21 protein-coding genes, 1 tRNA gene and 1 pseudogene are annotated in these 23010 nt (G+C 59.8%); 8 read left to right on the top strand and 15 right to left on the bottom strand.

The genetic code is table 11. From position 1 onward, the window contains the following. Positions 1–33: 33 nt before the first annotated feature. Together AC0L7P_RS06555 and AC0L7P_RS06550 are read left to right on the top strand one after the other, a co-directional pair. Positions 34–1041: pseudogene (locus AC0L7P_RS06555) on the top strand (DMT family transporter). A 14-nt stretch (positions 1042–1055) separates the two neighbouring features. Continuing rightward, positions 1056–1132, top strand: a tRNA-Pro gene (locus AC0L7P_RS06550). 417 nt (positions 1133–1549) lie between these two features. On the opposite strand, the gene AC0L7P_RS06545 is transcribed toward AC0L7P_RS06550, so the two are convergent. Further along, positions 1550–2254 (bottom strand): SDR family oxidoreductase, encoded by a 705-nt coding sequence (locus AC0L7P_RS06545; protein ID WP_473434984.1) that lies wholly within the window; start codon positions 2252–2254, stop codon positions 1550–1552. Between the two features lie 98 nt (positions 2255–2352). Here AC0L7P_RS06545 and AC0L7P_RS06540 point away from each other — a divergent pair, with 98 nt between their 5' ends. Continuing rightward, positions 2353–3270, top strand: coding sequence for a LysR substrate-binding domain-containing protein (locus AC0L7P_RS06540; protein ID WP_473434983.1), 918 nt, complete (start codon positions 2353–2355; stop codon positions 3268–3270). Between the two features lie 58 nt (positions 3271–3328). Here the strand turns inward: AC0L7P_RS06540 and AC0L7P_RS06535 are convergent, their stop codons facing one another. Together AC0L7P_RS06535 and AC0L7P_RS06530 are read right to left on the bottom strand one after the other, a co-directional pair. After that, the gene (locus AC0L7P_RS06535) at positions 3329–4312 is read right to left on the bottom strand and encodes a YHYH protein (RefSeq protein ID WP_473434982.1); all 984 of its coding nucleotides are present in this window, start codon (positions 4310–4312) and stop codon (positions 3329–3331) included. A 40-nt stretch (positions 4313–4352) separates the two neighbouring features. Further along, entirely contained in the window at positions 4353–5516 is a 1164-nt protein-coding gene (locus AC0L7P_RS06530; RefSeq protein ID WP_473434981.1) for a YHYH protein, read from the bottom strand. A gap of 1181 nt (positions 5517–6697) precedes the next feature. Here AC0L7P_RS06530 and AC0L7P_RS06525 point away from each other — a divergent pair. The 3 genes from AC0L7P_RS06525 to AC0L7P_RS06515 all read left to right on the top strand — a co-directional run bounded on the left by AC0L7P_RS06525 (position 6698) and on the right by AC0L7P_RS06515 (position 9823). Then, on the top strand, positions 6698–7756 hold the full coding sequence (locus AC0L7P_RS06525) for an alpha/beta fold hydrolase (RefSeq protein ID WP_473434980.1): 1059 nt from the start codon (positions 6698–6700) through the stop codon (positions 7754–7756). Positions 7757–7903: 147 nt separating this feature from the next. Continuing rightward, positions 7904–8815, top strand: a complete 912-nt coding sequence (locus AC0L7P_RS06520; RefSeq protein ID WP_473434979.1) for a DMT family transporter — start codon at positions 7904–7906, stop codon at positions 8813–8815. Positions 8816–9031: 216 nt separating this feature from the next. After that, a complete protein-coding gene (locus tag AC0L7P_RS06515; RefSeq protein WP_473434978.1) occupies positions 9032–9823 on the top strand; it encodes a class I SAM-dependent methyltransferase in 792 nt (263 codons plus the stop codon). A 208-nt stretch (positions 9824–10031) separates the two neighbouring features. Here the strand turns inward: AC0L7P_RS06515 and AC0L7P_RS06510 are convergent, their stop codons facing one another. Further along, positions 10032–11582: a winged helix-turn-helix domain-containing tetratricopeptide repeat protein gene (locus AC0L7P_RS06510; protein ID WP_473434977.1), complete on the bottom strand. Its 1551-nt coding sequence runs from the start codon at positions 11580–11582 to the stop codon at positions 10032–10034. A 186-nt stretch (positions 11583–11768) separates the two neighbouring features. On the opposite strand from AC0L7P_RS06510, the gene cysK reads away from it, so the two are divergent. Beyond that, the gene (cysK, locus tag AC0L7P_RS06505; RefSeq protein WP_473434976.1) at positions 11769–12854 is read left to right on the top strand and encodes a cysteine synthase A; all 1086 of its coding nucleotides are present in this window, start codon (positions 11769–11771) and stop codon (positions 12852–12854) included. 13 nt (positions 12855–12867) lie between these two features. Next, positions 12868–14469 carry a pyridoxal phosphate-dependent decarboxylase family protein gene (locus tag AC0L7P_RS06500; protein ID WP_473434975.1) on the top strand — a complete coding sequence of 534 codons (1602 nt, stop codon included), beginning with the start codon at positions 12868–12870 and terminating at the stop codon, positions 14467–14469. Positions 14470–14673: 204 nt separating this feature from the next. On the opposite strand, the gene AC0L7P_RS06495 is transcribed toward AC0L7P_RS06500, so the two are convergent. From AC0L7P_RS06495 to AC0L7P_RS06445, 11 genes are all read right to left on the bottom strand, one after another. Further along, entirely contained in the window at positions 14674–14817 is a 144-nt protein-coding gene (locus AC0L7P_RS06495) for a hypothetical protein (RefSeq protein WP_473434974.1), read from the bottom strand. Positions 14818–15298: 481 nt separating this feature from the next. Continuing rightward, a complete protein-coding gene (locus AC0L7P_RS06490) occupies positions 15299–15694 on the bottom strand; it encodes an ATP-binding cassette domain-containing protein (protein ID WP_473434973.1) in 396 nt (131 codons plus the stop codon). A 62-nt stretch (positions 15695–15756) separates the two neighbouring features. Continuing rightward, complete coding sequence (locus AC0L7P_RS06485) at positions 15757–16074, bottom strand: ATP-binding cassette domain-containing protein (RefSeq protein WP_473434972.1); 318 nt, start codon at positions 16072–16074, stop codon at positions 15757–15759. Between the two features lie 11 nt (positions 16075–16085). Then, positions 16086–16958 carry an ABC transporter permease gene (locus AC0L7P_RS06480; protein WP_473434971.1) on the bottom strand — a complete coding sequence of 291 codons (873 nt, stop codon included), beginning with the start codon at positions 16956–16958 and terminating at the stop codon, positions 16086–16088. Positions 16959–17102: 144 nt separating this feature from the next. Continuing rightward, positions 17103–18180 (bottom strand): IS3 family transposase gene (locus tag AC0L7P_RS06475; RefSeq protein ID WP_473434970.1). Its coding sequence is split into 2 segments (ribosomal slippage): positions 17103–17925 and positions 17924–18180, totalling 1080 coding nucleotides; the frame shifts between segments, so codons are not numbered across the junction. A 99-nt stretch (positions 18181–18279) separates the two neighbouring features. Further along, entirely contained in the window at positions 18280–19605 is a 1326-nt protein-coding gene (locus tag AC0L7P_RS06470; protein WP_473434969.1) for an AAA family ATPase, read from the bottom strand. After that, positions 19602–19955 carry a hypothetical protein gene (locus AC0L7P_RS06465; protein WP_473434968.1) on the bottom strand — a complete coding sequence of 118 codons (354 nt, stop codon included), beginning with the start codon at positions 19953–19955 and terminating at the stop codon, positions 19602–19604. Before AC0L7P_RS06465 ends, AC0L7P_RS06470 begins: the two co-directional genes overlap by 4 nt. Positions 19956–20160: 205 nt before the next feature. Further along, positions 20161–20397: a MerR family transcriptional regulator gene (locus tag AC0L7P_RS06460; RefSeq protein WP_473434967.1), complete on the bottom strand. Its 237-nt coding sequence runs from the start codon at positions 20395–20397 to the stop codon at positions 20161–20163. A 77-nt stretch (positions 20398–20474) separates the two neighbouring features. Beyond that, positions 20475–21047 (bottom strand): hypothetical protein, encoded by a 573-nt coding sequence (locus AC0L7P_RS06455; RefSeq protein WP_473434966.1) that lies wholly within the window; start codon positions 21045–21047, stop codon positions 20475–20477. Next, positions 21040–22239, bottom strand: coding sequence for a tyrosine-type recombinase/integrase (locus AC0L7P_RS06450; protein WP_473434965.1), 1200 nt, complete (start codon positions 22237–22239; stop codon positions 21040–21042). The genes AC0L7P_RS06455 and AC0L7P_RS06450 overlap by 8 nt, the downstream gene beginning before the upstream one ends. After that, positions 22239–22691, bottom strand: coding sequence for a hypothetical protein (locus AC0L7P_RS06445; protein ID WP_473434964.1), 453 nt, complete (start codon positions 22689–22691; stop codon positions 22239–22241). Before AC0L7P_RS06445 ends, AC0L7P_RS06450 begins: the two co-directional genes overlap by 1 nt. Between the last annotated feature and the right edge of the window lie 319 nt (positions 22692–23010).

Below are 23010 nucleotides of genomic sequence, written 5' to 3'. Positions count from 1 at the left end.
GTCGGAACACACCCCGAGACAAGGGCGGGCGATATGATTGACACGGCAAAATCCAATATCAAAGGGGCGTTTCTGGCGCTGGTGGCGTTTGGCATATTCGCCACCCACGATGTGGTCGTAAAGGTGTTGGGCAGCCACTACACCGCGTTCCAGATCATCTTTTTCTCGGTGGCGTTCAGCTTCCCTCTGGCCACGTTGATGCTCATGCGCGATCTCGACCAGTGGCCATTTGCGCCCAATTCACCCATGGTGGACGGCCCTGCGCACGCTGGCGTCGGTATTGACCGGATTTTCGGGGTTCTATGCCTTTTCGGTTCTGCCCCTCGCGCAAACCTATGCCATCCTGTTTGCCGCCCCCATGCTGGTCACGGTTCTGTCGATCCCGATCCTGCACGAAAAGGTGGGCGTTCACCGCTGGGCTGCCATCATCGTCGGGCTGATCGGCGTCATGGTGGTGCTGCGTCCGGGCAGTGCCGCGTTGTCGCTGGGCCATCTGGCGGCGCTGACGGCGGCGGTGGGCAGCGCCACAGCCTCGGTCATTGTGCGCAAGATCGGGCGCGATGAACGCAGTGCCGTCCTGATGCTGTACCCCATGGTCAGCAACTTTGTGGTCATGGCCTGCATTCTGCCATTCGTTTACCGCCCCATGCCCATCGAACACCTCGGGCTGGTCGGGGTGATTTCAGCCTTCAGTTTTGCCGCCGGGCTGTTCATGATTGCTGCCTATCGTGCGGGCGATGCGGCAATCGTGGCGCCCATGCAATATTCCCAGATCCTCTGGGCCGCCGGATACGGGTTGTTGTTCTTCAACGAAACCCCCGACGCCTTTACCTTTGTCGGGGCCGTCATCATTATCAGCAGCGGCCTTTATATCGTGCTGCGCGAAACCATTGGCGGGGTGTCACGCAACACGCCCGTTCTGGAAAACAAATCCCCCGCGAAACCGGCGCCCCCGCCCGGATCAGCGCAATGTTGCGCGACCGCGCAAACCGTATTCCGCCGGGCTATGAGGCCCTTGCCAAACAGCGCGCAACAAAGTAACCCCCACCCACGGTCGGGCTGTAGCGCAGCCTGGTAGCGCACCTGCTTCGGGAGCAGGGGGTCGGAGGTTCGAATCCTCTCAGCCCGACCAGTAATCTTTCAATGAATTCAACAAACCTCAGCAAAGCTAGGGCCTGAACCTTGCCCTGCGCCTGGGTTTTGCCCATCAGCAGCGGCACAAAATGGGATTCTGCGGGGCACAATGGCACAGCAGACGGTCGGATACACCAGGCTGCGGGACATGACCTATCGCGCCCACTTCCCAATCCCGCCCGCGATTCGGCCCCTTCCCCGCCAACATCCGGTCACTCTCTTTCGCGCCCCCCGGATAACGCCCACCCAAACGAGGCCGAACGGCGGGTGCGCAACCAGAAGGCCGCGTTTGACGCACTGTGATCGCAGGCCGGCGCCACGCCGTTCGGAAACCTGTCTCATCGCGGTGCGGCCGAACGGCCGTCGCGGTCAGTGAGACATGGGCGCGCCCTGCCCCGGCGCCGCCATTGAGCCATCAGACGGAACGCGTCAATCCTCCGTCGATCCGCAGGTTCTGGCCGGTCATATAGCCGCCCTGCCCGGACGCCAGCAACGAGATCAGCGACGACACCTCATCTGCGCGCCCGTAGCGCCCCATCGGGATTCGCGCACGGCGATCCTCGGTTTCGGGCAGACTGTCGATGAACCCCGGAAGGACATTGTTCATGCGGATATTGTCTGCCGCGTATTTGTCGGCATAGAGTTTGGAGAACGCGGCCAGACCGGCCCGAAACACCCCCGAGGTCGGGAACAGTGGATCAGGTTCAAACGCCGCGAAGGTCGATATATTGATGATCGCGCCGCCCCCCTGCGCCTGCATCAGCGGCGTGACCAGCCGTGTGGGCCGAATGACGTTCAGCAGGTAGACGTCCATGCCAAGGTGCCAGTCATCATCCGTGATGTCCAATACCGGGCCTTTCGGGCCATGCCCGGCAGAGTTGACAAGCACATCAACGCGCCCCCAACGATCCTTCGCACCTTGTACCAATGCGGCAAGATCGCCCGTCGAACGGTTCGAACCCGTAACCCCAAAGCCGCCCAACTCCTTGCCAAGCGCCTCGCCCTTGCCGGATGACGACAGAATGCCGACCCGAAAACCGTCTGCCGCCAATCTGCGGGCAGCATCCGCGCCCATTCCGCTGCCACCTGCGGTGACAAGCGCTACTTTTTCTACTGACATTGTGTCCTCCATGGTTGCCTTGGGTTTTAAATATAGGTCAAAGATCGAAAATGCGCGCCAGAATTGATGTTTCCTGACAGTAGGATTACTGTTGCCGCATGATACAGATACCACCTCTCAACGGTCTGCGCGCCTTTGATGTGGCCGGTCGCCACCTGAATTTTCGCTCCGCCGCCGAAGAAATGGGCGTGACGCAAGGGGCAGTGGCACAGCAGGTGCGCCAGCTCGAGGCACATCTGGGGATGCCGCTGTTTGAAAGGTTGCCAAAGGGATTGGCGTTCACGCCCGCCGGGCGCAGCTATCATGCACGTGTTGCCATTGCATTCGAGGACTTGCGCGCTGCCACCGAAACCCTGCGCCCCGCGCCGGGGAACGTTCTGGTGAGCGTCACGCCGACGTTTGCCGCAAAGTGGCTGATCCCGAACCTGCCGGAGTTTTCAACCGCACATCCAGAGATCGACCTTGGGATCGTTGCCACAGAAAAGATGTCGCGTTTTCATGGCGATGGCATAGACCTCGCCGTGCGCCAGGCGAACCCGCCCTTTGGTGCGGCGCTGGAGGCTGATCTTCTTTTCCGGCAAAGGGTCATTGCGGTTGCTGCACCGTCGCTGGTCGGCGCGCAAGACCTGCCGTTGGCCCCCGGGACGCTCGGGCGCCTGCCCAAGCTGCACGATGCGCACGGCCTCTGGCCCGCGTTTCTCAAGATGCTCGGCGTGACCGAACGGGGCGGCGCGGGGTTGCGGCTCAGCCAGACGGCGCTTGCCATCGACGCGGCCCTGTCGGGCCAGGGTGTCGCCCTTGTCAGCGATTTTCTGGTGCAGCGCGACATCGCAGCAGACCGCCTGATCCAACTGACCCCGGCCAGTCTCGAAGGTGGCCTGGATTTCTATCTTCTGTCCGGGCGCGGTGTAAGATGCGGCCCCGCGGCACGCGCCGTACGAGACTGGATCAGATCGAAAGCCGTTCCGCCACAGGACGAAACGGCAACACCAGACGCAAGGAAAAGGCCGATGTAAAGGGGCGCTCCGCCTTGAACTGAAAGCCCTCGACGTTGTGCCGCGCGGACAGTCAGGTTCAGGGCCGGGGTCTGCGGACCGAGGCGTCGCAGGAGCCGTCAGCATCGTTCAGTGTGCAGCCGGCCTGCGCGGTGAGGCAGCCGAGGATCGCGTTCGATCCGGCTTCACCGACATGGTAGTGATAACTGCCGTCCTCGGCCGCGTGTCCGTTGCACTGGTCGAGCGCCGCCGGTGCCGAACCATCTGCCATAAGATGCGGCAGGATCAACTGGCCGTCCATGGCTATACCGATTGGCACGCCATGGCCCGTTGTTTCGGCCGCCGTCGGTGCGTCATCCAGGCAATCCGTGACGGCGTGATAGTGATAGCCGACATGAGGGTTCACATGGCCGCCGCAATCGTCGAAAGGCGCGATGGTATAGGCCCCGAGGATCGCATCGACCGGGGCGGGCCCGTCAAGCCTGACCCCATTATAGGCGACGCCGGAGCCGGTCATGTTGGTGGGCGCAGGCTGCGTTGCCGCCACCGGCTCGAACGGAATGACATAGGTCACGACCATCGTTTCGGGCAGCGTTTCAGGCAGACATTGGACGCAGTAGTTCTGATAGGCGGGGTCCACGTCGGGGCGCGCCGCCGCCTGGCATTCCGCAAGTGTGCCGGTGTAGCGGATATCGCCGGTGTCGGGGTCGTAGAGCTGCCATTTGGTATCGCCATATATTTCGGCCAACCGCGCGATGAAGGCGCCATCCACATCGACCGTCGCGCCATCGAGAAACCACATGCCACCTGCCGCCGGGCCATCGGTAATGTTTGTCGGGCACCACGGGCCCGGCGTGTAGGTTTGTGGATCAGCGGCAAGCGTGATCCGAAAACACTCCGTTTGCATCCCTTCGGACAGAGTGCAGTCAACGATTTCCGGCCCCGCGACAACGTCAGCGGCGGCGAAGAATGCGGCGATCCCGGCCAGCCGGTCGTCGGTCTGGGCAGAGGCGATCGCCGCGGTGCAGACGAACAGGGTTGCGCAAGCAGAACTGCGGGGCATGGCGGGCTCTTTCTGTGTCAGGTGGGTTTTGCGGCGTCGGTCATTGTCCGGGCGGCGGCGGCACCGCTGCGCGCAGGGCGGTTTCGTCGATGCCCAGAGCGGCAGCAACCGCCGCAAGGTCAGCGCGGGGACCGCCCGCATTCTCCATCGCCTGTAGCAATGCCTCGGGCGTCACGCCCAGAGTGTCAGCCGCAGCATCAAAACCAGGCGGCATGCCACCCGGACCTCCGCCGGGGCGTGGGGGTTCGTTGCGACCGCCCTCGCCTGCGTTCTGCGCCCCCACCCCTGCGGTCGCCGTGGTGGTGAAATTGCTCTGCGCCTGCACACCGACAAGGCAGGCGGGCAGGTTCGGGAAGTCCTCGGAGGCGTGGTAATGATAGGTCTCGCCCGTCGCCGTCATGCCGGCATGGCCACCGCAAGCGTCCAGCCCCACCGGGACCGATCCGTCCGCCTCGCGCGATCCGAACATCGGGAAACCGTCAAAGGCATAGCCGAACTGGGCGCTCGCGTCCTGATCCAGCGCGCAATGCGCAACCACGCCCGCGCCGTCAAACACCGTTTCCACATCGGTCGACGTGCCGTGCCAGTGATACCAGCCGCCCGGGTCGACATGGCCACCGCAGGTATCAAGCGCGGGCATATGCTCCGTCACCTGGATCGGCGGCGCGTCCGAGAAGATCGGCACACCATCCAGCGCCACGCCGACCTTGGACACGACTCCGAGGTCGGTCGGGGTGTCGGCCATGACCGGATCGACCGGCAGCAACATCGTGATCTTTACGTTTTCGTCAACCGACACGTTGATGCAGGCGTGATCGACGGTCGGTCGCTCGGTGGCGTTATCGACCGAAAAAACATTGCCGTTGTCATCAAAGAACCGATAGCCAAGGCTGTCGAGCATCCACAGGAAATCACCGTCGATCCGGTAGAGCCCGGCATTCTCGCCTGTCCAGTCCCAGATGCCACCCGCATCATCCAGCGTTGCCGGACAGAACGGTCCGATCTCCAACCCTTCCGGCAGATAGCCGACCGTGATTTGTTGGCACTGTGTCTGCATACCGTTTTCCAGCGTGCAATCCACGACTGCCGGCGTTTCGACCATGGCGGTCTGCGCGAACGCCGCAACATCGGGATGCGCGAGAACCGGCGAGGCACAGGCCATCACAGCAGCGGGCAGAACACTCGAAGTCTTGAGGTTGAGCATAGGTCAGATCCTTTTTTGCGGTCCGCGGCGCGGGAAGCGGGAATCACCGCATTCATCTTGGAGACTGGAATGCCCGAACATAGGGGAGCAGGAATGCAGGGAATGTGCAAGAAATATGCAGGCAGAAAGTTTTTCGCGCTATCCCGTCACCGACGGTTTCAAGGCGGCGTATAGATTTCGCGGACAACCCTGCCGTTTCCGGCAACGTCACCGGTTGGGTGGCAGTGCCCGCCCAAAACCTGGGGGCGCCGAAACCCCCAAGGACATGCGGGCAAGGTTCGGTCGCGACGTAGCCGGCGACGTGACCATGAACGCACCCGGCACGTATTGCCTGTGCGGCCAGCGCGGCGAGAAGCGAGAGATCGCGGCGCGTCAGTTCGAGATCGGCCCCGTCCAGTGTGACCCGCCAGCGCTCTGTGACGATATGCAGGCGGGTGGCCGTTCATGCCAGCGGCGCGTGGGCAAGCTGTTTGCAGGTGGCCGATATTTTCTATGCCGTCACTGCTATGGCATCGCCTATGCCAGTCAGTCAGAGGACGCGCCAACAAGCGACGGATGGCGCTGGGCGGGCAACCTGGCGCCGCCTGTTTCATAGCAGACAAGCCCAAAGGCATGTGGACCAGAACCTGTGTGCGAAAGCGGGGCCGACCGCGCATTTGTTGAGAAATTCTGCCACCTGTTCACGGACAATCCCTTTGACGGGCTGTTTGACGACTGACACCGCAGCACCGGGAGGACATGCATTTCCCTGAGCGCCCGAATCCAAGGACCGGCGGGTTCCGCCAATTTTGCCTATCCACAATTCAGAGGATCCATCTTGCCCTGCTATGGCCGTCATCGAAAACAGAATGACGGAGGGAACGGCCCCCCGTCGAACCTTCTCTGCCCCAAGGCATTGTTTTTGTTAAATCCAGTGAAGCGCTTCAGGTTAGGTTCTTTCAAAACCCGATTCGTCAGTCGCCGTCTCGTGCAGCATGAAACACCTTGGTCACCAAATCGATATCGCGATTTTGGCACATCGCGGGTGTAACAATGGATCGCGACATCAATTTTCCTTTTGCCAGAAATGCCTTCAGGCCTATTCTGTATCCGTGCTTCGTTTCCGCTCGGGCATGCGTTTGCAAGCAATGCCTTCGTTCAGAAAGATTGGTGCAATCGCTATCTCTGCGTAATAGTGCGCCATGGCCCTGCAGCAGCACATAGCATTCTCGACCTCCCCTGACGGCACACGAATCGCGACTGCCGCGATCGGGCGTGGCCCGCCGCTGGTGCGTGCCGCACACTGGTTGAGCCATGTCGAGTTCGACGCTGATAGCCCGGTCTGGTGTCCGTGGCTGGTGGCATTGTCCCGTGATCACCGCTATCTGCGCTACGATCAGCGAGGCTGCGGGCTGTCTGATCGGGATGTTACAAACGTCACGCTGGCGGCAATGGTGGCCGATCTCGAGGCGGTGACCGAAGACCTTCCGGGCCCGTTTCCGCTGATCGGAATGTCGCAGGGCGGTGCCGTGGCGATCGAGTATGCGCGCCGACATCCTCGCCGCGTGTCGCGCCTGGTGCTTGTCGGAGCCTACGCGCGCGGGGCACTTCGACGCCCAGCCGGGAAAGGTCACCGCCAAGAGGCCGAGGCGTTGCTGGCTCTGGTCCGTCTAGGTTGGGGCCGCGACAATCCTGCGTTCAGGCAGGTCTTCACGAACCAGTTCATACCAGGCGGCACGCCTGAACAGCATCGCTGGTGGACCGAACTCGAGCGGCGCACTGCGAGCCCGGAGACTGCGGCAGCGCTTCTGTCGACCTTCTACCAGATCGACGTCATCGACGCTGCGCGCGTGCTCGACCTGCCGGTTTTGGTCATGCATTCCCGAGGCGATGCGCGCGTGCCCTTCGATGAAGGACGCCTACTGGCCGAACTGATCCCGCGCGCGCGCTTCGTCCCGATGGAAAGCGACAATCACGTCCTGCTTACGACGGAACCGGCATGGCCCCGTTTTCTTGCGGAGATGCGAGGCTTCCTGCTGGGCGAGCCTTTGGACGCCGCGCGGCACAGGCTGTCGGCCAACCTTACGCCTGCAGAGGCCCGCGTATTTGGGCACCTCGTCGAGGGTGTCGACAATCGGACAATCGCCACGCGGATTGGCAAGAGCGAAAAGACAGTGCGCAACCAAGTCTCGGCAATTCTTTCTAAAACCGGACACCCAACCCGCGCCGCGCTCATTGCGGCGCTGCACCGAACCCGTTGAGAGCGCAGTCGCACCCGCAATTTAGGCAGTTGTCCCTGACCATTGTCGATTTAGGCGGCCGTATGCGGGACTTCCGCCTCATGCGCTTCGAGTCGTTCCGCTTGATACTCTCCACCATGGTGCAACCAAGGAGGGGAGACATTCGGAATGGCTATATCCGGCAATGCAATTACGTCGCAAAAAGATTGGGCTGCGCCACTGGCGCTGACGCTGGCCGCGCTCTTCTGGTCGGGGAACTTCATCGCCGGGCGGGCGCTGCGCGACGACATCGACCCGGTCACGCTGAACACACTGCGCTGGACTCTCGCCTGCGCGGTGTTCCTGCCCTTTGTCGCACCGATTTGCCGGGCGCATTCGGGCGCGATCAGGCGGCACTGGCGCTTCCTCGTGGCCCTGGGGGCAACCGGAATCACCGGATTTCACACCGCAGTTTACGTTGCGTTGACGCAGACCACGGCCACCAGCGCCCTTCTGGTCCTGGCACTGGCGCCGGTGGCCATTCTGGCCGGCTCGGCGCTGATCCGTGCCAGCCGACCGACCAAGGTGCAGTGGGCGGGTTCGGCAGTGTCGCTGACAGGCGCGGCAGTGCTGATCACCCGGGCGGACATCGACATCCTGCGCGGTCTGGTTTTCAACCGCGGCGACCTGTGGATGCTGGTCGCCGTGTTGATCTGGGCGGCCTATACGCTGCTCTTGAAACGTCGCCCGGCGGAGTTGCCGCCGACCGTGACTCTTGCCACAAGCATGGTTCTCGGGACGGGGCTGATGCTGCCGTTGGCACTTTTGAATCTGCCGTCCGCACATCTTGCCATCTCCCCGGGATTTCTTGGTGCGATAACGTATATCGTTGTTTTCCCTTCGGTTCTGGCATTCTGGCTTTGGGGCTATGGGGTGACGCGGATCGGGCCCGAGCGTGCAGGCCAGTTCGTGCATCTGATGCCGGTTTTCGGCCCGGTTCTGGCCGTGGCGATCCTCGGCGAGACGGTTTCGGCAGCACAAGTGACGGGGGCGGCAATCGTTTTCGTGGGGATCGTCGCCGTCGTTCGCGGGGGCGAATGAATGATCCCTACCGGCCTCGATGCCCGCCTGCCCGAACGACGGTCGACGCAGGCCCAGAGGGGCACGGCGTGGCACACCCTGCGCAATGTTCTGAAAGCCGGTTTGTCCGGCGCTCGACATTGCCAAACCCTCACATCTGGGGCTTGATGTATCAAGACGGCAAGTTCGAATATTTCAGATTTATCCTTTGACACCCTGTAACGCAGGAGAATTCAAGTGACATTTCAGCTGGCTGGCAACGCGCCCGAGATTTACGAAAAGGTTATGGTGCCATTGTGGTTCGAACGTTGGGCCGAAGCACTGATCGATCTTCTGTCGCTGAAACCGTCTGAAACCGTTCTGGACGTGGCTTGTGGAACTGGCGTTACAACGCGGCTGGCCAAGGCCGGGACCGGCCCCGGCGGACGAGTTGACGGTCTCGACATCAATGCCGCCATGCTCACCAAGGCGAAAGACCTGGCGGTCGGCCTCGATATTGGATGGCTGGAACGGGATGTCGTGGAAACCGGGTTGGCCGCCAACAGTTATGACGTGGTCATATCGCAGCATGGGTATCACTATTTTCCGGACAAGCCTGCCGCCCTCAAGGAGTTCCGGCGTCTGCTTGCCCCGCAAGGACGGATGGCACTCTCGATCTGGGACGGTCACAGCCCCTACACACAAGCGCTCTGCGCCGCTGTTGAACGCCACATTTCTCCGGAGATTGCGCGCAAACAACGATTGCAACGGGAGACACCGTCAGCCGACGACCTCGCGGATCAGGTGCGCGATGCAGGTTTTTCCGATGTCAGCGTTCTCAGACAGGAACTGGTGATCAAGGTGCCTCTGGCGCAGGAGTTCGTACCTCTGCATCTGGGCTCGATGCCAATTGCCGGTGCTTTCGAGGCGTTGTCAGACGACCGGAAGGGAAGGTTGATTGCCGACGTCGAGGACGCGTTAAGGCAATTTGTCAGAGGTTCGCAGATTGTCTATCCCGATGCAGTGCATGTCGTCACAGGTGTGAAATAGGAAACCAGAACGGTTCGCGCGCCATGGTGAAAGCACGCAGAGTGCCGGCCAAGCCAACCTGCACGGAAAAACATCGACCGCTGAGCGTCGTAGATACTGGGGTCAGACCGCGGGTCGGACGCAGCCAATTGCATCGGTGTTCGCCACACGAGGCCTATACCTGTCGCTCGTTGTGCGGCACTGCCACCCTTGATAGATCATATCGAACTTAGAAACCGTGCCGGCTCAGTTCGGCTTCGATACGCGAACGGGACGCCGTGTCGCGTGTCGGAAAGGCCGCGAAATAATCGCCTGCCGTGGCGTCGTGTTTGAGGCGGCGGACCTTCTGACGCCACCGGGCCGCCTGGTCATGACGCCCGGCCAACCCGTTGGCACAAAGCGCGATCATGAAGATCAGGTAATGCGCACCGGGTGTGGTGGCCGCGCGATCGGCCCAGCGGGCCGCGGCATGATAGTCCTCCTGCTGGATCAACATCTGAGCACGAACGCCGTGAATGCCGTAAAGCAGCGGATCGAGCGGGCTGAGATGCAGCGACGTATCCAGAGCGGTGAGGGTCACCGGCGCATCGCCCCTCAGCATCGCAGTAAACGCCGAGGCGTAGAAGCCTTGGGCAAAGTTGGGATTGAGCGCCGTTGCCCGCGCCAGCCAGTCTGCGGCGATCTCGGGCTCGTCCGTCAGCCAGAACGAGCGGCCCATTGTGAAGTTCGCAAACGGGTCAAAAGCGTCCAGTTCCAGACTGTGCTCGGCATGGTGGCGTGCATTGCGCGCCGCCAAAGCTGTATCGGGGCTCAGGCGCAGGAAGGCGTCAATAAAGCTGGTGAAGGACAGACCGGCGTGTGCGCGCGCGAACTGCGGATCTGCCCTGACCGCCTGCTCGAAACAGGACCGCGCCAGCGCATTATCGGCGGCCGTGAAGCGATATAGATGACCAAGGCCAACATGATAGCTGGCCCAGGCGTCCAAGCTTTCGAAATCACTGAGTCGCGCAATGCGCGCCTCGTTCAAGGGAATAAAGGTCTCGAGGGCAGCAACCAGATGCGCTACGATACGCCCCCTCAGGTCGCTGATTTCGTCAACGGGCGCCACCAGCCGGTCCGCCCAGAGGATCTCGCGGGAGCTGGTGTCCGTCAGTTCCAGCGTCACCGCGATGGTATGGTTCAAGTTCTCGATGATTCCTGACAGAACATAGCGCGCCGCAAGTGCGGTTGACACCAGATCCATGTCCGCGCCGGTCTGCCGGAAGCGGAAGGATGAGCCTCGGGCAATCACCGCGAGCCAGCGCAACCGCGACAGCGCCTCGATGATCTCGTGCGGGATCGCATCGCCCAAGACGACAAGTTCCGCTGACATTCCGAGCGGCTTCAATGGCAGCACGGCAATTGAAGGGCGCCCGCCCAGACCGGTGGGGGGCTCGGAGGCCGCGGCACTCGACGTCGCAATCGCAGGCCGCAAAACCGTGACTTCGGCCACGAAGCGGAACCCCCGGCCATGAACGGTCCGGATCACAGCCTGGTTGCCACCACTGTCACCAACGGCCTGACGGGCCGAACGGATACGGCTGGAAATGCTTGTGTCCGACACCACCCGGCCCTGCCAGATTGCCGCAACAATCTCGTCCTTCGTCACCATCCGATCGCGGTGTCGGACAAGATGGATCACTAACGACAGCACCTGCGGTTCAAGCGCTACCGGCTGTCCTGAGAGGCTGAGCTCAAATCGCTCAGGGTCAAGTTTGAAGTCTCCAAATGCCCAAGTCATGCCCAAACATACAGAAAATTGTCACTTTCTACAGGAATTCTTCAGATCCCCTTCAAGCATGTTCGGAGCGGATGACGCAGGATTAATGGATCAGATCACTTTTGCCACTGAAGGCGTTAAGCGCAATGATCCCATTTGCGTGGGCCCGGCTCGCCACAACAGATGAATCCAGAACGGAGAAAATCAATGGAAGGCACAACCAAAAAGAATTCGCAGGGGCGCGGCATGCTGTATGCCAGCGTCCTCGAAACTGTCGGCGATACGCCAGCCATTAGGATCAATGCGCTCGCGCCCGCCGGGGTGGACATCTATGTGAAGGCCGAGGCCTTCAACCCGGCCGGATCGATCAAGGACCGCCTGGCGCTCAGCATCATTGAAGAGGCCGAGAAGGATGGGAGCCTGCGCCCCGGTCAAACGGTGATCGAGGCGACGTCGGGCAATACCGGCATCGGGCTGGCCATGGTCTGCGCGGCGAAAGGCTATCCGCTGGTGGTGACGATGGCCGACAGCTTCTCGGTCGAGCGGCGCAAGCTGATGCGGATGATGGGGGCGAAGGTCGTCCTGACACCGCGCACAGGGAAGGGAATGGGCATGTACCGCAAGGCGGTGGAACTGGCTGAAGCAAACGGCTGGTTCCTTGCCCGCCAGTTCGAGACCGAGGCCAACGCGCGCATCCATGAGAATACGACCGCCCGCGAAATACTTGCCGATTTCGACGGTCAGCGGCTGGATTACTGGGTCACCGGCTACGGAACGGGCGGGACGGTAACGGGCGTTGGTCGCGCTCTGCGCCGCGAGCGGCCCGAGATAAAGATTGTCCTGTCTGAACCTGCCAACGCACAGCTTCTGGGCAGCGGCCATGCGCAGGCGCGAAATTCCGATCACTCACCCGCCGCAAGCCACCCGGCATTCGAGCCACACCCGATTCAGGGATGGACACCTGACTTCATTCCTCATGTCTTGCAGGAAGCTGTCGACGAGAGGCTTTATGACGAATTGATCCCCGTGGCCGGTCCCGACGGTATTGCGTGGGCGCAGAAACTTGCGCAGCGGGAAGGCATTCTGACCGGAATTTCGGGCGGATCGACCTTCGCCGTCGCCATGCAGATCGCCGAACGGGCGGAGTCGGGAAGCGTGATCCTGTGCATGCTGCCCGACACGGGCGAACGCTATATGTCGACCCCCTTGTTCGAGGCCATCCCCGAGGACATGACCGAAGAAGAAACGGCCCTGTCGCGCTCCACGCCCGGTTTCCAGATGGTGGCAGAATAAAGTCGCGTCCAAAGTGAAACTGGATGCAAACCGTCATGATATGAAGACTGCCGGGGCGATTTTTGCTGGGGTGCGACGACAGTTGTTGGCCCCCGTCTCCGGCGAAACAATGAGGTTGGAAAAATCAGTCATGGACAAGATCACCACGGACGCAAAAATTGTCCGGGAGGAAACCCTCGACCCGGCGGACTGGGAAACACTCCGCGCCTTGGCGTTGCGCGTGGTGGACGACGCGGTCGATTATACCCGCGACATTCGCGACCGTCCTCTCTGGCAGGACATGCCCCCCGAGGTGCGCGCCCGGTTTCACCGCGCGGTGCCGCAGAAAGGCAGACCGCTGGCAGAAGTCTACGACGATCTCGTGACCAATATGCTCCCCTACCCCATGGGCAACATCCATCCGCGCTTCTGGATGTGGTACATGGGGGCGAGCAACTTCACCGGCGCACTGGGCGACTTCCTTGCGGCCATTCTTGGGTCGAACCTCGGCGGCGGCGATCATGCGGCGGCAGAAATCGACAAGCAGGTGGTCAACTGGCTGAAGGAGATGATGGGCTACCCCACAACTGCCAGCGGCACACTGGTCTCGGGCGGGTCGATGGCCAACCTGATCGGGCTAACCGTGGCGCGCAACCAGATGTCCGGTATCGACCTGCGCGAGTTGGGCGTGGCCGCGCTGAAGGCGCCCATGCGGTTCTACGGCTCCGACCAGATCCATTCATGCCACCAGATCGGGATGGAGGCGATGGGGCTCGGCAACAGGGCATTGCGTCGCGTGGCGTCCGATGCGGCCTGTCGGATGGATGTTGCGGCTCTTCGCGCCGCCATTGTCGAAGACAGGGCGGCAGGAACCCTGCCCGCCTGCGTGATCGCCACTGTCGGAACGGTGAATACCGGTGCGATCGACGATCTGGACGCGATTGCCGACCTCTGCTCCGAACAAGGGCTGTGGCTGCATGTGGATGGCTGCATCGGCGCGCTGCTGGCCATTGCGCCTGAAGGAAAGGCGCTGGTGCGCGGGATCGCGCGCGCCGACTCAATCGCGCTCGACCCGCATAAATGGTTGCACGCCCCCTTCGAGGTCGGCTGCGCCCTGGTCCGCGATGCAAATGCGCATTTCGGCAGCTTTACCGTGACCCCCGAGTATCTGGTCAATGCCCCGCGCGGCATCGCTTCGGGCGCCTGGCTGCACGATTTCGGCCTTCAGACTTCGCGCGGGTTCCGCGCGCTCAAGGTCTGGATGGCCCTCGAGGAACATGGCGTCGCCAAATTTGGCCGCCTGATCGATCAGGATCTCGCCCACGCTCGCCATCTGGTAGATCGGATCACGGCCACGCCTGATCTCAGCATCTGCTTTCCGACAGAAATCAACATAGTCTGCTTTAGGTATGACCCGGGCGGGCTTCCCGAAGTGACGCTCAAGAGGCTGAACACCGAAATCATGGTGAGGATGCAGGAGGCCGGCACAGCGGCGGTTTCCGATACGACCGTGCAAGGCCGCCACTGCCTGCGCGCCGCAATCAACAATCACCGAACAACGCGCGCCGATCTGGATGTTCTTGTCGATGAGGTTGCGCGTCAGGGTGCAATATTAATCGGGGAAAGTCGCTTTTGACTACCGCAGGCCTTCAAGCGGATTTCCAGCGTGCCCGCAATAGGAGAGCGGCAAAAATGCGGCACCTTGAAAGACCTACCAATAAGCGGGATGTGCGGAGTATCGATATTCGGGAGAGTTGCTATGTGCACGCCCCCACCTGATCCCGCATCACCGCATAGTCACTCATCATCTCGACGACAGCTGATCCGTCCCGTAGCAGCGTCAATTCCCCGGCCGCGCGGTTCTGCAAGGCTTGCCGTTGACGGTCAGGATCTGCGGCCGTCCGCTTTTCTTGATACGCGCGTTCATGCGCGCCGAATCCCGCTTGAACTCGGTCAGCGGGCTGATGTCTTTGGTGATGTTCATGGTTCGGCTCCCGGCGCGCACCTAATTCAGTGCGAAGATGGCGCCAATTTCGATGCGCGTCGAGATGTTCCGCAATCAATCGCGGATGGTATAGACCCGCCCCCGATGCGTGCGACGTGCGGCCAGAAATGGCGTGGGTCTTCGGCTCCGATGCGTTTGCCCACAACCGAAAAATGGCTGACACGGATAGCCAGCAGTGACGATGTCCACCGTGCCGCGCCGCGGGCGGCCGTCGAAGGTCCAAACGTCGTCCCAGACAACAGCTTTATCCATGGCCGCGTCCTCCATCCGCGCCACGAGAATGGCCGCAGCGAAGGTTGCCGCTGTGTGGTCATCCCCCCTCAGATCGCGGCCATGATGTCACTGGTTACGGTCGCAGACATTGGAAACGCGGCGCTGGCGGCCTGCGACCCTGCCTTGATCGGGCCGATGTTGCCGGAATACCTTGCAAAGTTTCAACCAAACGGCGTGAGCGATGCCATCAATCAACCTGTTCGAGGTCATCTTCCAGTTGCGCCATCTCCTCACCACCGGCCATGAGGTTCAGCACCTCTTCCCGGCTCTTTTCTCCGCGTGAGAAACGTGCTGCCACCTCGCCCTGAATCAACACGCGAAACCGGTCACCCACGGACATCGCGTGGCGGGCATTATGGGTGATGAATACGATTCCGGCACCGGCGGCGCGGGCCCGGCGCATCATTTTCAGCACGAAAGACGCCTCTTTGACGCCCAGAGCCGAAGTCGGTTCGTCAAGGATCAGCAGTTTGGCGCCGAAATACATCGCCCGGCCAATGGCCAGCACCTGACGTTCGCCACCGGACAGGGTTCCGACCAACTGCTCACCGTCGCGCACGCGGCTGATGCCGAAGGCGCGCATCTGTTCAAGCGCCGTGGCGTTGGCCGTCGCCGTGTCGAAGCGGCGGAACGGCCAGCGTCCGGTTACGGGTTCAGCCCCCAGAAAAAGTTGCGCCCGACGCTCATCAAAGGGATCGAACCAACGTCCTGATGGACGGTGGCAATGCCGAATTGGCGGGCATGGCGGGGGCCGGACAGCCGTACCGGGTCACCGTTCCAGAAAACCTGGCCCGAGGTCGGCGCATGATACCCCGACAGCACCTTGATCAGGGTCGATTTGCCGGCGCCGTTGTCACCAAGTAAACACAGGATCTCGCCCGCCTCGACCGACATCGAAATGTCCGACAGGGCCTTTGTCGCGCCGAAGTTCTTGTCGACGTTTCGCAATTCCATCAATGGCATGACGCCCTCCGTTATCTGGCCTGCAACGCAAAGCGGCGGATCCAGTTGTTGGCAAGCACGGCAAGGCCGAGCAAGACACCCAGGAACAATTGCACCCAATCCGTGTTCCAGCCCGTGTAAAATATGCCGGTCGAGATGACGCCAAAAAGCGCCGTGCCAAATACGATCCCCAGAACCGTGCCATAGCCCCCCGTCAGCAGCACGCCACCGATCACCACGACGATTGGCGCCTGAAAGACATAACCCATTCCGTAGGTCGAGTTGCCGGAATTCCACTGCACGGCTTGAATCACGCCAACAAGGGCCGCGGCGACGCTGGTCGAGACGAAAAGCACGATCTTCACCCGCTCAACCGGCACACCGGCCGAGCGCGCCGCGATCAGGTTGCCGCCCGTGGCGTAGATCCAGCTGCCAAAGGCGCTTTTGGCCAGCACCCACCAACCGGCAAACGCGGCGAGCGCCCACCAAAGGATCGAAATATTGACCTGGCCCCAGCGCGCCGCAAAAAGCCATTTCACCGGGTCCGACACCGCAACGGACCCTGACGTGACGTTCGCCAGTAACCGCGAAACGCCCATCGTACCGCCGATGACGATAAAGTTTGTGGCCAGCGTCACGATGAACGACGGCAGGCCGGTGCGCACCACCGCATATCCGTTCGCCACCCCCACAAGCGCGCCCGCCGCCAGCGCCACGGCGATCATCACGCCATCCGGCACCCCGTAATACCGGGTGCCCAAGGCAAGGATCATCGACGCCATCCCGACAGTGGACCCGATCGAAAGGTCGAACTCTCCCGAGACCATCAAAAGCCCGATAGGAATTGCCACGATACCAAGCTCGGCAGCAAGATTCAGCCAGCCCGCCGTACCGTTGACCGACACAAAGCCGTTGCCGGAAGTCGAGAGCGCGAAGAACAGGTAAGTAAGTACAAAGGCCGCGATGGCGCCAATTTCGGGGCGGCGAAGCAGAATCGTAACGGGTGATCCGGTAATCCTCCCGTTTTTAACGGGCCGAGGTCGTAGAACTTACGCAGCCATTTTCAGTTTCATTGCGGGTGTGATGCCGCCGATGCCCATGTTCGGTCGGTCATTGTTGTAAGTCCAGAGCCACTGTGTGGCAAAGTGTTGGGCCTCCTCGATGCTGTTGATGATGTATTGGTCCAGCCATTCGTGCCTGACCGTGCGATTGTAGCGCTCGATGTAGGCGTTCTGTTGCGGCTGAATGTGCGCGAGGGCGATGCCGTGTTTCTCAGCCCATTCCAGCAGCGCATGGCTAATGTATTCAGGGCCGTTATCCACGCGGATGGTCCTGGGCTTGCCGCGCCATTCGATGATGTTGTTGAGGCTCCGGATGACCCGCTCGGCGGGCAGGGAAAAGTCCACCTCAATGCCCAAGCCTTCCCGGTTGAAGTCATCTAGGACGTTCAGCAGCCGGAAGGCACGACCGTCAGCCAGTCGATCTGCCATGAAATCCATCGACCAAGTCACATTCGGCCTCTCCGGCACAGCCAGAGCGTCCGGCACCTCCCGCTTCAGCCTTTTGCGCGGCTTAATCCGCAGGTTCAGTTCCAAGGCACAGTAGATGCGATAGACACGTTTCTGATTCCACGGGTGCCCTTTGACATTGCGCAGATGCAGGAAACACAGCCCAAATCCCCACGTCTTGCGGGCGTCGGTCAGGCCGACCAGCAGGTCAGCGATCAGCTCGTTCTCGTCGCTGAGCAACGGGCTGTAGCGATAGCACGTCTCGCTCACCCCGAACGCCCGACAGGCGAGTGCGATGCTGACCCCTCGATGTTCCACGGCCTTGGCGGCCATCTCGCGACGCTGAGACGGCCGATCTACTTTTTCCAAGAGCTTCCTTCAGCAGATCGGCCTGCATGCTCAGGTCCGCAAACATGCGCTTCAATCGCCTGTTCTCGTCCTCCAGGCTCTTCATCTGGCTGATCATGGACGTATCCATACCGCCATACTTTGCCCGCCATTTGTAGAAGGACGCTGAGCTCATGCCGTGCTCGCGGCACAGCTCAGCCACCGGCACACCGCCCTCGGCCTGGCGTAGGATCGCAAGGATCTGGGGTTCGCTAAATCTCGTCATCTTCATCAGATTCTCCTCAGTCATCTTGCTGAGAAAATTCTACGTCCGCATCCCCTTAGTTTTGGGGAGGATTACCACACGTCACGCTTTGTCACGGTTGTCACGCTATTCATCGGCGCATTTCCAAACGAAGCCATCAAGGATCTGGACAACCTCTTTCTCTTGTAGCGATTTCAATGCACGACCAAAGGCTTTGCGCGGAGCGCCTTCGCTGGACCCATCGGCCAGCCCAAGGCGGTCGCAATACCCACGCCATATTTCCAGAGACACACACTTGCAGGTGCTTGGGAAAACTGCGCCGGCCCGTGTCTCGCCATGAGCCGCCAGCGCTTCGTCTAACGCTTTTGATGCTATCAACGCCTGCCCTGTAATGCGTGCGACCTTCCTCACAGGCTCAGTCACCACGACAACAGCAGATGTCACCGTGTCACCGTCCTCATCATTCCCGACAAAGACGCTCTGCAAGGTATAGGCAAAGACCTTGCCCTTTTCTTTGTCACGCTGCTTGCGGTCCGTTGCCTCGATCACAGCGCCAGAGCGGGTCAGCTCTATCTCACTGTCAGCCGCCGCCCTCAGGCTGCCGCTGCCCCGTGCGCCTTTGCTTCTATCCTTGCCACTATGGTGGATCACCATCACATGAGCACCAGTCTCCAACCTGAGGCGCATACAGTTGGTGATGAACAGGTTCATGTCTTTTGCCGTGTTCTCGTCACCGCCGCCGAATGCCATTGCCAGTGTGTCGATGACGATCAAAGAAGGAGCGCTACAGCGTTCTTCGACGGCTCCGATCAGTGCTGCCGCGTCATTGCTGCCGCATAGGTCCAACATGGTGGGCAACAGAGTAAAGTCAGTTTCAGCCTCTTCGAACAGGGCTGGGTCATTCCGTCGTATCGCCTCAATTCGGTTTTCCAGACCTATCCCGCCCTCACATGCCACATATAGCACCGGGCCTGCGTGCATCGGTGTAGTCGGAACTTTGTGACCGTGCCAATCTGTCCCAGCTGCAACATGAATGGCCAGATCAAGCGCAAAGAAGGTCTTGCCCACGTTGCTCTCGCCATAGACGACTGACAGCGCACCACGGTCCAGCCAACCTTTGACAAGGTAACGTGCCTCCAGAACAGGCTTGATGTTGCGCAATGACACCATCTTGTTTGCTAAATCTGACGCACGCCCATTGATCATTTGGTATGGTTTTGCTTTTGTTGGCTTGGCCATGATCGAATCAGGAACCACCAGAAACGCAGACGGCTCAGCATTCACACCTGAATAGTCAGGGTAGCCCTTATTTTTGGTGCCGGGCGTATTCTTCTTGACGCTAGATAATGCCTCAACCGAGTTCCGAATATTTGACAATTCCTTAGCTGCGTCACCAATCTCATCTTCGTCTGGGCAACCGCTTTTCACCCAATCATCGAAATTGTCGTTCATCGCGACACCTCCACGATTGCGAACGCACTTGGGGACTCCTCCAGCGCTGTGGTAATGTCGACATTGAACTCTGCCATTTTTATGAAGCAGATGGCTCTGCGGTACGCCGTGCTCCAAACACTGTTGAAAGCACCATTGCACTCCCAAATCATGGGATGATCCCGCACGCTCATTTTTAGCGGCTCATTTCGACCCACCCTGAAATCTAACGCGCCAACAGGTGAATAGCAGGTTGTTAAGGCACCCAGTTTTTGGTAATTCTCTTGTTGAAGTTTTGCCGCTTCGAATGTTGAATTGTCCCCGGTTTCAGTTACCGCTGCGCCGGGGCTTTTTGTTCTTAGATCGTTCATGTTGCCTCCATGGCTCGATCATGCCTCTGACTTGCTAGATCAACCATTAAGGCGAGGCGGAACGTGAAAATTGCCGCATTAAAGCATCCTTCTGAGGCTATGTGGCCTCCGTCCTTCTGTAGTATCAGACCATCAATAAATGTTCGGACAGAGACCCTAAAGGGACACACGACTGCTCGACGGCCTGAAAACGATAAAGCTCTCATTACGGCCGACCGCCCGCAGCAGGCTCAACGCGATTATTTTCAGCCCAGGCGTTCAGATCAGTTCCACGATAAATGATCTTGCGACCGAGCTTGTAGAATGCCGGACCCAAGCCTTTGTGCCGCCACTGGGCCAGCTTGTCGCGGTCACCTATGATTTCAAGTTCTTTGTCACCCAGAACGTAGTTTCGGGTCGGGTCGAAAAGGTTTGCTAGGCTGTTGTTGAGTAAACTACTCATGATTCAGTTCTCCACCGTTTTGTTTAGATGGGGCCTGATTATTGGGAAGGACGCTGTATGGGAAAACAGTAAGAACGCTATTTTTTTGTTATACGATCATGCTCGTATGCCCATTTTGCCGGACTGTTCCAATCGGCATCCAGCCCTGCCGCCTTCAAAGCACCCTCAACGAGCTTCCCATATTCGCCAGTGGGACGGTCGCTTTCCGCCCTTGTTCCTAAGGTCGGAGTTCGCCCAGTTTTTTGGACCGCGATAAAGCAAAGCCTTGCGACATTCCGAGCAGCCCAGTTTGGCTTGCCTCTGGTCTCATGACCATAGAAATGATTGTAAGACCCAAGTGAAAAGTCGAGGAGGAAAAATGCCTCCATCAGAGACAAGGAAATTTGTTTGTCGTAAATTCCAAGCATGCCCTCATACGTCGAACAGAGCCCCTCAAGCCGATGTCTGAAATTTTTCAAGTTACCTATTTCTTGACGACGATTAGGGCGACCATCCCAAAGCATGTTCATGAAGGCGTCATCAGCTTCAACATGGAAAGCGCTGCCAAGCATGTGAGGCTCGAACCCTTCCACATTGCTGCAAAGAAAAGCATGAACGGACTGGAGATCAAACCCAAAGCCGCCATTTTCGTCTGAGGAAAGTTCAACCATCCTGACCTCCTATCACTAAACTCGTTGAGCTAGCGGCGAACGCCGACCACCGCTCCATCAGCACCCGCCGTTTCTCTAGCAGATCAGACCGCGCATAGGCCCGCTCAACATCCGACCCCACCCGATGCGAAAGGCTCATTTCAGCGACCTCTCGCGGCGTGTTGGCAACCTCGGATGCCCAATCGCGAAAGGTCGAGCGGAAACCATGCACGGTGACGCCCTCGACCTGCATCCGACGCAGCAGCATCAGCATCGACATATTCGACAACGGCTTGTGCCGCTTCTGACCTTCGAACACAAAGTCTGACTGCATTGCCTTCAACGGCTCGATAACCGCCAACATTTCATCTGTGAGCGGGACGCGGTGCAACTCACCCGTCTTCATCCGTTCCTCTGGACAGCTCCAAAGCTGCGCGTCAAAGTCGATCTCTTCCCAGCGCATCCCAAGCACTTCGCCAGTGCGCGATCCTGTCAGGCAGGTGAACATCAGCGCTTTGGCAGACATCGCGCTGCGTGTTTTCAGGTCGGCGTAGAAGGCTGGCACATCTTTCCAATCCATCGCCTTGTGGTGTTTCACCTTGGCTTTGACCTTTGGCAGCACGCCCCCGTCTTTGATCGCCGTGACGGGGTTCTCCCCAGAACGGAAACCCTTTGAGCGTGCCACGTCCAGCACCGTCTTGATCCGTTGCGCCAACCGCCGTGCCGTTTCGTGCTTTTCCGTCCAGATCGGCGCGAGGCACATCATCACTTCGGGCTCGCCTACGCAATCAATCGGCATCCGCCCGATTTTGGGAAAGGCATAGTCGCGTAGGGTGTTGATCCACTGCTGGCCGTGTTTGGCATTCTTCCACGTCGGCATCCGGTCGATGTGGACTTGCTGCGCGACTTCTTCAAACGTCGGAACCTCTTGGCGTGCACTAAAACGCGGATTCAAGCCTTGTTTGGCCATGCGGCGATACTCTAGCGCCCGCTCACGTGCTTGGTTCAATGGGACGATGTCTGCACCACCCAAACCAAAATCGGTGCGCAACGGTGCACCTTTCTTGTTCTTCTGTCCTTTGACGACTACGCGTACGATCCACCTTCGGGCACCCGATGGGTCGACGACGAGATATAGACCGTTGCCGTCACCGTGCCGCCCAGTGCTCAGATTCTCGACCAGCTTCTTCGTCAACTTGCCAGATAATGCCATTAGACGACTCCTTTTCTCAGGAACATGCTGACGAAGCCGACGCTGCCCACGTTAGTGCAGCCCCGAAGGTGGGATTCAACCAGTCCCCAAGGCAAGGCCTTCCTTAAGGCTCCGCATTGAGACGCGTTTCGGTTGGGCGCGATCACCACTGCTTGAAAAGCTGCATCCAAGCGGTCGCTCTCGACGCCAGCCGCTTCTGCAAGCCAAAACAGCATGGGTGCGCATTGTTCGTGGTTGTAGACGAACCGGGCATCACGCCCGCGTACCACATTTCGCGAATAGGCTCCCGGCCCGCTATACTCCCGCAGCCATCCGAGCCAGTGCTCTTTCTGGGTTGCGTACCAAGCACCGTTGTAACCAGCACCTTCTTGAAGAGCGTCTGCAAGGCGCAGATGATGCAGTGTGTTTGGGTCAAGCTGCTTGATACGTTGCCTGAACTCTCGCAGTTTCATCATCGCCCCCTAGAAATACCACATTCCATACCACTCAAGGAACGAATATAGACACCATCGAAATAAACTCAAGATAAACGTGAATTCACACAAACCCCACAAAACAAAAGAAAAAGACCGCTCAAGGCGACCCATTCAAACTCAATAAAATGGTGGTCTGGCGGAGACGAAGGGATATCCTACTTCAATCTGCCGATGTAACGATACCAGAGGGTTAGCTAGCACCACGCCCGAGGTACTCATCTGAACTGTACCAGATGACTGTGCCATGGGAAGGGGATGTCGCCAGAAAACCCACCAAATTTCGTGCGGGTAGCGG

It is taken from the genome of Oceaniglobus sp. K40-3 (assembly GCF_055808395.1).
This window is presented reverse-complemented; position numbering and strand designations above follow the sequence as displayed.